Annotated in this window: 10 protein-coding genes and 1 pseudogene; 4 read left to right on the top strand and 7 right to left on the bottom strand. The window is 67.5% G+C overall.

What is annotated here, in order from left to right:
• A pseudogene (locus tag WAZ62_RS15785) lies at positions 1 to 298 on the top strand (ATP-binding protein); the annotation flags it as partial.
• A gap of 26 nt (positions 299 to 324) precedes the next feature.
• Here the strand turns inward: WAZ62_RS15785 and rutA are convergent.
• The 4 genes from rutA to WAZ62_RS15765 are packed head-to-tail and all read right to left on the bottom strand — an operon-like array spanning position 325 to position 3352.
• On the bottom strand, positions 325 to 1404 hold the full coding sequence (gene rutA, locus WAZ62_RS15780) for a pyrimidine utilization protein A (RefSeq protein ID WP_422644490.1): 1080 nt from the start codon (positions 1402 to 1404) through the stop codon (positions 325 to 327).
• 38 nt (positions 1405 to 1442) lie between these two features.
• Positions 1443 to 2240 (bottom strand): pyrimidine utilization protein D, encoded by a 798-nt coding sequence (gene rutD / locus WAZ62_RS15775; RefSeq protein ID WP_422644489.1) that lies wholly within the window; start codon positions 2238 to 2240, stop codon positions 1443 to 1445.
• Positions 2241 to 2244: 4 nt separating this feature from the next.
• Complete coding sequence (rutC, locus tag WAZ62_RS15770) at positions 2245 to 2634, bottom strand: pyrimidine utilization protein C (protein ID WP_422644488.1); 390 nt, start codon at positions 2632 to 2634, stop codon at positions 2245 to 2247.
• 13 nt (positions 2635 to 2647) lie between these two features.
• Positions 2648 to 3352, bottom strand: coding sequence for an isochorismatase family protein (locus tag WAZ62_RS15765; RefSeq protein WP_422644487.1), 705 nt, complete (start codon positions 3350 to 3352; stop codon positions 2648 to 2650).
• Positions 3353 to 3533: 181 nt separating this feature from the next.
• On the opposite strand from WAZ62_RS15765, the gene WAZ62_RS15760 reads away from it, so the two are divergent.
• Positions 3534 to 4178: a response regulator gene (locus WAZ62_RS15760; RefSeq protein ID WP_422644486.1), complete on the top strand. Its 645-nt coding sequence runs from the start codon at positions 3534 to 3536 to the stop codon at positions 4176 to 4178.
• Here the strand turns inward: WAZ62_RS15760 and WAZ62_RS15755 are convergent, their stop codons facing one another.
• From WAZ62_RS15755 to WAZ62_RS15745, 3 genes are read right to left on the bottom strand one after another with little or no spacing between them, the layout of a single operon-like run.
• A complete protein-coding gene (locus tag WAZ62_RS15755) occupies positions 4179 to 5753 on the bottom strand; it encodes a hybrid sensor histidine kinase/response regulator (RefSeq protein WP_422644485.1) in 1575 nt (524 codons plus the stop codon).
• Positions 5754 to 5803: 50 nt separating this feature from the next.
• Positions 5804 to 6802, bottom strand: coding sequence for an isopenicillin N synthase family dioxygenase (locus tag WAZ62_RS15750; RefSeq protein ID WP_422644484.1), 999 nt, complete (start codon positions 6800 to 6802; stop codon positions 5804 to 5806).
• Positions 6803 to 6827: 25 nt separating this feature from the next.
• A complete protein-coding gene (locus WAZ62_RS15745; protein WP_422644483.1) occupies positions 6828 to 8306 on the bottom strand; it encodes an NCS1 family nucleobase:cation symporter-1 in 1479 nt (492 codons plus the stop codon).
• Positions 8307 to 8491: 185 nt separating this feature from the next.
• Between WAZ62_RS15745 and WAZ62_RS15740 the strand changes: the two genes are divergently transcribed.
• Together WAZ62_RS15740 and WAZ62_RS15735 are read left to right on the top strand one after the other, a co-directional pair.
• Positions 8492 to 8881, top strand: a complete 390-nt coding sequence (locus tag WAZ62_RS15740) for a hypothetical protein (protein ID WP_422644482.1) — start codon at positions 8492 to 8494, stop codon at positions 8879 to 8881.
• The gene (locus WAZ62_RS15735) at positions 8881 to 9279 is read left to right on the top strand and encodes a nuclear transport factor 2 family protein (RefSeq protein WP_422644481.1); all 399 of its coding nucleotides are present in this window, start codon (positions 8881 to 8883) and stop codon (positions 9277 to 9279) included. The genes WAZ62_RS15740 and WAZ62_RS15735 overlap by 1 nt, the downstream gene beginning before the upstream one ends.
• Positions 9280 to 9313: the final 34 nt, after the last annotated feature.

Below are 9313 nucleotides of genomic sequence, written 5' to 3'. Positions count from 1 at the left end.
GGAGGTCGCCCTGCGGGTCGCCGCCGCGCGCCGGGTTCAGGCCGCGCGTTTCGCCGGCACGAGACTGACCACCAATGCCGAGATGGAGGGCGAGGTGCTCGATACCCATGCCGGCCCGGACGAGGCCGGCCGCAAGCTCCTGCTCGACGCCGCCAGCCGGCTGCGCCTCTCCGCCCGGGGCTACCACCGGGTGCTGAAGGTCGCCCGCACCATCGCCGATCTCGCGGGTGCCGGCCGGGTGGGGCGGGTCCACATCGCCGAAGCCCTGTCGTTCAGGCGGCGCGAGCCCACGAACTGATCCGCGTGGGCTCCCCGGCGGGTTCCTTAGCTCGCCATGCTCACGACCGCCTCGCGCGAGCGCATCAGGGGCTGGATGCGGGTGCCGAAGGCTTCCACGCCCTCGATGAAGTCGTCGAAGGTGAGCAGCACGCCCGAGGTTCCCTCCACCTCCGCGACTTCATCCAGCATCCGCGCGATACTGGCATAGGAGCCGACCAGCGTGCCCATGCCGAGATTGATGGCGGAAGGCTGGGCGGTCAGCTGACGGACATTGGTGGTGGTGGAATGTTTGTCGGCGTTGCCCTGCGCCTGCATCCACGAGACGGCCTCCTGATCGAGCCCGGCCTTGTAGTGTTCCCACTTCGCCATGGCCGCCTCGTCGGTCTCGTCGGCGATGATCATCATCAGGACGACGCTGCGCAAGCTCCGCCCCGTTGTCGCCGCCGCCGCCCTTATGCGGTCGTTGGTCGGGGCGAAGCCCTTCGGCGTGTTCACCCCCTTGCCGAGGCAGAAGCAGTAATCCGCGTATTTCGCCGAGAAGGCGAGGCCCTCGTCGCTCTGGCCCGCGCAGATGATTTCCATCGGCGCCTGCGGCAGCGGGCTGACTCGGCAATCCTCCATCCGGAAATGATCGCCCTTCAGGTCGGAATGCCCGGTTTCCCAGAGATCGCGCAGGATCTGGGCGTATTCGGCCAGATAGTCGTAGCGTGTCGCGAAATGTTCCTCGCCCGGCCACAGGCCCATCTGGTCATATTCCGCCTTCTGCCAGCCGGTCACCAGATTGACCCCGAAGCGGCCGTGGGAAATGGAATCGATGGTCACCGCCATGCGCGCCATGATCGCGGGCGGCAGGGCCAGGGTGGGGGCCGTCGCGAAGAGCTTGATCCGGCTGGTGACCGAGGCGAGGCCAGCCATCAGCGTGAAACTTTCCAGGTTATGTTCCCAGAAATGCGTCTTGCCGCCAAAGCCGCGCAGTTTGATCATCGACATGGCGAAATCGAAGCCATGAGCTTCCGCCCGCTGCACGATCTCGCGGTTCAGATCGAAGCTCGGCATGTATTGGGGCGCGTTCTCGGAAATCAGCCAGCCATTGTTGCCGATGGGAATGAAGACGCCGATCTGCATGACGTTGTCCTTGGTCTGTAGGGAGGAGGGGCAGGCGTTCAGGCCGACAGAAAGGCCTGAACCGCCGCGTTGAAGGGGCCGGGTGCGATATGGCAGAAGCCATGGCCGCCCCAGGGCGTGATGTGCAGGCTTGCCTGCGGCAGGGCGTGGGCCAGATGGGCGGCGCAGGCGGGCGGCACCAGCATGTCGTCCCGGCTGGCCATGATCAGGCTGGGGGTGGCGATGGCGCCCAGCGCCCCGCTCATGTCGAAATCGAGCAAGGCGCGGATTCGCCGTTCCATCACCGGCACATCCGGCAGTTCGGCCGCCAGTGCCGCTTCGCTGGCGGCAAGCAGATCGTCATGCGCCGAGATCCATTCGGGCGGATAGAGGAACAGGGCCTGCGCCCGGACATAGGCCAGCGGCCCGGCGAGCCGGAGCAACGCCAGGCGGGCCTCGAAGCAGCGCGCGATATGACGATCGGGCGCGCCCCAGCCGTTGACGACGACCAGCCGGCCGATCCTCGCCGCGTGATGGCGCGCCAGCCACAGGCCGGCCAGCCCGCCCGCGGCATGGCCGACGACATCGAACCGCTCGAGCCCGAGGTGATCGGCGACGCATAAGGCATCGCGGGCGAGGCTGGCGACGCCGGCCCAGTCGGCCGGCAGCACCCGTCCGCTGCGGCCGGTGCCCCGATGATCGTAGAGCACCACCCGGTATCGCCCGGCGAAGGCGGCGATCTGCGGCCGCCAGAAGCCGGCGCCGCCGCCGAGGCCCGAGGCGAACAGCACGGCGGGCCCGTCATCCCGCCCGTGAAGCTCCCAATGGATGCCGTCTGCGACGCCCGTCCGGGACATGAGCTCAGGCCTTGCCGACGTGGGCGATGCTGGCGATTTCGACCAGGAAGCCGGGCCTGACGAGACCGCACTGGATACAGAAGCGCGCGGGCTTGTCGCCGGGGAAATAGCGGGCGTAGACCGCGTTGATGGCGGCGTAATTCGCCCAGTCGGTGAGGAACACCATGTTGAAGGTGACATCGTCCATGGTGCCGCCGGCCGCTTCGATCACGGCCTTGATGGTCTCCAGCACCTGTTCCGCCTGCCTGCCCGCGTCGCCCTCGTGCGCGACGCCGCCCTCCTGGGTGAAGGCCAGCATCCCGGCGGTATAGACCGTGCCTTCGGCGAGCGTGCCCGGCGAGAAGGGGGCGATCGGGGCGGGCAGCCCCGGCGGGTTGATGATCGTCTTTGGCATGATGTTCGCTCTCTCAGGGGGTGGTGGCGAGGCCGAGGGCCCGGGTGAAATCGCCCGTGGTGGTCACCCAGCCGAAGAATGTCTCGGCGTTGTAGACGGTCGCGTCGTGGACGAAGCGGGGACCCACCTGGTGACAGCCGTCCTCGAGCAGGACGGCGAAATATTCGTGGAAGAAGGCATCGCGCAGCGTCGACTCGACGCAGACATTGGTGGCGATCCCGGTCAGCACCAGGTTGCGGATGCCGCGGCTGCGCAACATGCTGTCCAGCGTCGTGCCGGTGAAGCCGCTGTAGCGGGTCTTGGGCAGGACGAAGTCGCTCGGCTCGGGCTTCAGGCCGTCGATCAGTTCGTAATCCCAGCCCCCCCTGGCCAGCAGCTGGCCCTGAAGTTCCGGGCGCCGGCGCATGGTCTTCAGCGCGTTCGATTTCAGCGTGTTGGGGGACAGCGGTCCGCCCGCCTCGCGGTAGGCGGGGTCCCAGCCGTTCTGGAAATAGACCACCATCATGCCCGCGGCCCGCGCCGCCGAAAGGGTGGCGGCGATCCGCCCCGCCACCGCCGCCGCGCCGCCGATATCGAAGCCGGCGAGATCGGTGTAACCGCCGGGGGATGCATAGGCATTCTGCATGTCGACGACGATCAGCGCGGTCTCCCCGACCGCCAGCGTCAGGGCCTCGGGACGCGTCGCCAGTTGGATGCGGGAAGGGGGCTGAACGGACATGGCTCTTTCTCGCGTCTGGAACTATGCTAAACTGCAAAAGCCTGACCATTAGGTCAGGATTGGCCATGACCGGCCAATAAACCTTCGGCCTAATCCAGGGGGCGTAATGGCGGCGGATGTCAGCGGTGTGGGATCATCAGCATTACAGCCTGTCGCCCGGCCGGACAGGGGGACATGGCGGATGAAGGTCGTGATCGCCGACGATCACGTGATCTTCCGGCAGGGCCTGCGTCTCGCGCTGGAAGCCGCGCAGGCGGGATCGGAATTTCTCGAGGCCGGGGATTTCGACGGCCTGCTGCGGCTGGTCATGCGCCAGCGTGATCTGGGGCTTCTCATTCTCGACCTGAACATGCCGGGGCTCAGCCGCAGCACGGGGATCGCCACCTTGCGGGGCCACGTCGCGCCGGCGCCCATCCTCGTCCTCTCCGCCTCGGACGACAGCGAGGATGTCTTCTCGTCCCTGGCCGCCGGGGCGTCGGGCTATGTCCACAAGTCGGCCGGTCTCGACGTGCTGACGGAGGCGATCCGCACGGTCGGCCTTGGCGGGGTCTATGTTCCCCGCGACCTCGTCACCGGCGCGCGGCCCCCGGCGGCGAAGGCCACCCGCGTGGGAGAAGGGCCGCGCCTCACGCCCCGGCAGGCGGATGTGCTCCGCCTCGCGGCGGAAGGTCACGCCAACAAGGAAATCGCCTTCCGCCTCGGCATGGGCGAGGGCACGGTCAAGGCCCATCTGTCCCTGGTGATGCGGGAACTCGGCGTGCACAACCGGGTGCAGCTGCTGCGCGAGGTCGAGCGCCTGAAGGCGGCGGACTGGAGCCTCGGCTGATCAGCCGGGGGCGTTTCCAGCCCCCGCCAGCGCGCCGCGCAGCACCGCGTGTAACACGAGGGGCGCCACCGGCTTGTGCAGGACCTTGCGCCGCGCGGCATTGACCGCCTTCAGCCGGGCGAGGTCGTAATCCCCGGTCAGGATGATCCCCGGAAGCGGTTGCCCCGCCAGGCCCTCCAGCCGGTCGAAGGCGTGAAAGCCGCTGTCGGTCGCGCCCAGGTGCCAGTCGGCGACGACGAGATCGGGAACCCGTCCACCGAGAAGGGCGACGATGTCGTCGGTCGAGGCGGCGTGGATCACCTCGCAGCCCCAGTCGCGCATCAGATCGGCGAGGGCCGAGGCGATCTCGCGGTTGTCCTCGAGAAGGGCGATGAGACAGGGGCCATCGCGCAGGCGGCCCGGCTCCGGCGCGCGCGGGGCGGGGCGATGTTCCGGCACGACGGCCGAGCGGATGGTGACGGAAAAGACCGAACCCTTGCCCGGGCGGGACTGCACGGCGACGCGGTGGCCCAGCAGCCGGGCCAGACGCTCGACGATCGCGAGACCGAGGCCAAGCCCCGTCACCCCCTCGCGCCGGCCCCTGATCTGGACGAATTCCCAGAACACCTGGCGTTGCTCCTGTTCGCCGATGCCGCAGCCGGTATCCCAGACCTCGAGGCGGATGCCATCCTGCAGGCGCCGGCAACCCACCAGCACGCTGCCCCGGTCGGTGTATTTCAGGGCGTTCGAGACGTAATTCCGCAGGATGCGCGCCAACAGCCGATGATCCGAGCGGATGACGACATTGGCGGGCACGAGCTTCAGGGCGACGCGCCGCCGCCGTGCCTCGGGCAGGAAACTCTCGACCACGTCGGCCATCAGGTCGCCCAGATGCACCGGGCCGTTCATCGGGCGCATGGCGCCGGCATCGAGGCGGCTGTATTCGAGCAGGGATTCGAAAAGATCCATGCTGGCGGCCAGCGAGCGGTCGAGCGCGTCGACCGTGCGGCGACCGATCTCGCTGCTGATCTCGCGCCGGAGCGACGGCAGCAGCAGCGCCATCGCCTGCATCGGCTGGCGCACGTCATGACTGGTCGCGGCGAGGAATTTCGTCGTCGCGGCCGCCGCCAGCTCGGCCTTGTCGCGGGCCGCGCGCAGGTCGACGGTCCGTTCCTCGACCATGCGCTCCAGCCGCTCGGCCATCTCGACCTGTTCGGTGATCTCGGTATGGGTGCCGACCAGGCGGTAGGCGGTGCCTTCGGCGTCGCGCATCGCGGCGCCCCGCGACTTGATCCAGCGCCAGGTGCCGTCCCGGTGCTTCAGGCGGAATTCGACGCTGTAATCCGAGACGGCCTCGGTCAGATAGTCATTCAGCGCGCGGTTCACCTTCTCGACATCGTCGGGGTGAAGCCGCGAGGCGAAGGCGCCGATATTGTTCGGCAATTCGCCTTCCGCCGCGCCGACGAAATGCAGCCAGCGCGGCGAATAATGGACATGGCCCGTCAGCAGGTCCCAGTCCCAGATGCCGTCGTTCGTGCTCATCGCGACCAGACGGAAGACATCGCTGCTGTCGGTCGATCGGGATGGAACGTCCAAGGTTTCGGTCGACTGCGACAGGATATGGTCGGGAATGGGCAGCCTCGCCCTCAGGCGGCGGCGCCCGGATCCGTGTCCCGGTGCTTGGTGATCTTCATCCATACGTGTTCACCCGACGTGGTGGCCTTGTGACGCGGCGGACGCTCCGGGTCGGTGCAGGTCGGCAGGCATTCGATCACCGCATCATAATTCGGCTGGTGGAAGAAGGCCATGGAGATGCGCCCGGCGGAGACCGGGCTGCCGGCCGGCGGATTCACCACCCGGTGCATGGTCGAGACCCAGCGATCATTGGTCCAGTCGGCCATCAGGTCGCCCAGGTTGACGACGAAAGCCTCGGGCACATGCGGCACGTCGATCCAGCGGCCCGTCTTGTCGAGCACCTGCAGGCCGCCCGGCGTATCATCCGGCTTCACGATGGTCAGGCTGCCATAGTCGGTATGGGCGCCGGCGCGCAGCTGGCCGGGTTTCGGCGGGTGCTTCTGCGCCGGATAGTGCAGCACGGTGAAATTGGTGATGTGACGGTCGATCTTGTCGTCGAAGAAGCTCTCCGACATGCCGAGTGCCAGCGCGAAGATCCGCATGAGGCGAAACGACAGCCCCTCCATCGCCCGGTAATAGGCGCTCCAGACCGCGCGGAATTCGTCGTCGTCGGGCCACAGGTTCTCGGCGAAGAAACGGGCCGGGGTCGCGGCCCGTCGGTAGGCGTCCATCGGCCCTTCCAGCGGCCCGATGTTGAAGGATTCCTTGATGTCCGGCGGGGTCGGCTCGTCCAGGCTGTTGGCCAGGGCCTCGCTTTCCATCGCGACATAGCCGCGGTAGCGGTCGGCCGGCATCCGATAGGCGAGCTTCGCCGTCTCGGCGCCCGCGAAGAACCGCCGCGAAACCCGCCGGATATCGTCGATCAGCCTGTCCGGCACGCCATGGCCGCTGACCAGCAGGAAGCCGATATCGGTGCAGGCCCGGTCCACCGTCCGGGCGAGGGCGGCGATGGCCGCCTCGCCCCCGGCCGGATAGGCCGAGATGTCGATCAGGGGAATATTCACGCTCATGAGATCCGCTCCGTCCCGTATCCGTTCAGCCGTTGACGGCGGCGGCGGCAGGGCGCCGGGCACCCGCGAGGGTGAGGGCCGTGTAGGAGACGACCGCCAGCCCGGCCCCGACGAACCAGGCATAGCCGTAGATCCCGGTCCAGAACGCCCCGACATCGCCAAAGGCGTTGGGGAAGGCGGCATGAAGGAAGCCTGGGATATTGGGCAGCACGCTGATCGCGAAGGCGACGAGGGCAACAGGATTCCAGCCCTTCCGATAGCTGTAGGCGCCGTCCTCGCGGTAGAGGTCGGCGACGTCGAGCCGGGACCGGCGGATGATCCAGTAGTCGGCGATCATGATGCCGACGATGGGGCCGAGCAGCGCGCCATAGCCGACCAGCCAGACGAAGATGTAGCCATTGGTGCCCGCCAGCAGCTCCCACGGCATGGAAACGATGGCGATCGCCGCGGTGATATAGCCGCCGATCCGGTAGCTGATCCGGCTGGGCCAGAGCGCGGAGAAATCATAGGCCGGCCCGACCAGATTGGCCGCCAGATTGCACGACACCGTGTCGAGCGAGATGATGAGGAGGCCGATCAGCACGACGATGCCGCCGATCTTGCCGGAAAGCTGGACCGGGTCCCAGATCGCCTCGCCATAGACGATGACGGTGGCCGAGGTGGTGATCACGGCGACGAGGCCGAGCAGGGCCATCGGCCCCGGCAGGCCCACGGCCTGGCCCAGCACCTGGTCCCGCTGCGTCTTCGCGAAACGGGTGAAGTCCGGGATGTTGAGACAGAGCGTGGACCAGAAGCCGGCCATGGCGGTGAAGGACGGCCAGAAGATCGCCGCGAAGGACGGCGCGGACGCCGTTTCCGCCTTGCCCTTGAAGATGTCGCCGAGGCCGTCGGTCGCGTCCAGCGCCCACCAGACCATGAGGGCGCAGACGACGATCTTCAAGGGCGCAGTCCAGGTCTCCAGCTTGCGGATGTTGTCCAGGTTCTTGTTGATGAACAGGAACTGGATGCCCCAGAAGGCGAGGAACGCCAGCAATTGCCCGATGCCGATGCCAAGACCGGGCACCTGGGGGCCGACCAGCGATTGCCCGGCCATCACGCCCAGCAGGGTGAGAAGGGCGCTGCCGCCGATCCAGGTCTGGATGCCGTACCAGCCGCAGGCGACGATGGCCCGGGCGAGGGCGGGCAGCTGCGCGCCCCTCGTGCCGAAGCTGGCCCGGGCCAGCACCGCATAGGGAATGCCGTGGCGGGCGCCGGCGTGACCGATCAGGACCATGGGCACGAGGATGACCAGATTGCCGGCGAAGATGGTGAACACCGCCTGCAGGGGCGTCATGCCCTGCTCGATCAGCCCGCTGGCCAGCATATAGACCGGCACGCTGATGACCATGCCGATCCAGAGCGCGGCGAAGTGATACCAGCGCCAGGTGCGGACACGTTCGTCCGTCGGCGCCAGATCCTCATTCCATAGTCTGCTCGACTGCCCGTATTCGCCAGATTTGGCCATGGCCGATACTCCCCGAAGATACCCAACACCGTATCGAGATTAAGGGGCGTTTCCGGCCTCGGGTAGCCGGGCCGGGGGATTAGGCCGATGGTTTAGATCGGGGGGACATGCTTTTGCCCGGTCGCGGCGGGTGACAGCCTGATGCCGGATCGAACTGGGCCGGCAAAGGGGGCACGATGGAACCGATGACATCACGGACGGAGAGCCGGGGCGAGCGCCGTGCCCTGATCGCTACCGTCGAGCGGTTTCTGATCGACGGGCTCGATGCCGGCGATCCGGCGGCGGCCGGCGGTTTCGCGCCCCGCGCGCTGCTGCTGGATGCGACCGGCGGCACGGTGGCGGTCCCGCCCGAAGCCTGGATCCGTGCCTTTCGCGATGTTCATCATCACAGTTGCCACGGCGACTTCAGCCATGTCGTCGACACGAAGGCGGCGGCGGTATGCAGCCAGTTCACCCGGGTCAGCGTCCGGGGCGGCACGGTCATGCGCCAGGAATGCGCCGGGCATTTCCGCTTCCGGGACGGCTTGATCGTCGGCGCCGTGATCCATGCCAGCCGGCCGGTGGAGGTCGTCTGATGCGTTATGAAAGCCCGCTCGACGCCGCCGCGCTCGAGGACCTCGCCATCCGGCGTTACTTCGCCGCCGTCGATGCCAAGGATATCGAAGGCGTGCTGTCGTGCCTGCACGACGAGGCCCTGTTCACGGTGCAGACCGATTTCGTCTGCCATGCCGGCAAGCCGGCGATCCGGCGAATGCTGCGGGATTACTTCGCGGCCTTCGAGACGATCGTGCATCGCAATTTCCAGCTTTGCGCCGATCCGGCGACCGGCCGGGTCGCCGCGAGTTTCGAAGGCGTCGTCACCACGGCAGATGGCAACGCCACGCATCTCTACAATACCAATATCTGGCGGGTGCGGGATACGCGCTTCCAGGAAATTCACGTCTTCATGAGCGGGCCGAACGTCCTCGTCTGACGACGGGGGCGCTGGCCTCTCCACCAGGGTCCGA

Origin of the sequence: Zavarzinia sp. (assembly GCF_049306435.1) — a bacterium.
Lineage (GTDB): Bacteria > Pseudomonadota > Alphaproteobacteria > Zavarziniales > Zavarziniaceae > Zavarzinia.
Note: the sequence above shows the minus strand (reverse complement) of the source record. Positions and strands in the feature narration are given on the sequence as shown.

Excerpts from the sequence above, each read along its gene's own strand:
- WAZ62_RS15760 (WP_422644486.1), top strand. The coding sequence starts at position 3,534 with ATGAAGGTCGTGATCGCCGACGATCACGTGATCTTCCGGCAGGGCCTG.
- rutA (WP_422644490.1), bottom strand. The coding sequence starts at position 1,404 with ATGCAGATCGGCGTCTTCATTCCCATCGGCAACAATGGCTGGCTGATT.
- rutC (WP_422644488.1), bottom strand. The coding sequence starts at position 2,634 with ATGCCAAAGACGATCATCAACCCGCCGGGGCTGCCCGCCCCGATCGCC.
- WAZ62_RS15735 (WP_422644481.1), top strand. The coding sequence starts at position 8,881 with ATGCGTTATGAAAGCCCGCTCGACGCCGCCGCGCTCGAGGACCTCGCC.
- WAZ62_RS15745 (WP_422644483.1), bottom strand. The coding sequence starts at position 8,306 with ATGGCCAAATCTGGCGAATACGGGCAGTCGAGCAGACTATGGAATGAG.
- WAZ62_RS15750 (WP_422644484.1), bottom strand. The coding sequence starts at position 6,802 with ATGAGCGTGAATATTCCCCTGATCGACATCTCGGCCTATCCGGCCGGG.
- WAZ62_RS15740 (WP_422644482.1), top strand. The coding sequence starts at position 8,492 with ATGACATCACGGACGGAGAGCCGGGGCGAGCGCCGTGCCCTGATCGCT.
- WAZ62_RS15765 (WP_422644487.1), bottom strand. The coding sequence starts at position 3,352 with ATGTCCGTTCAGCCCCCTTCCCGCATCCAACTGGCGACGCGTCCCGAG.
- rutD (WP_422644489.1), bottom strand. The coding sequence starts at position 2,240 with ATGTCCCGGACGGGCGTCGCAGACGGCATCCATTGGGAGCTTCACGGG.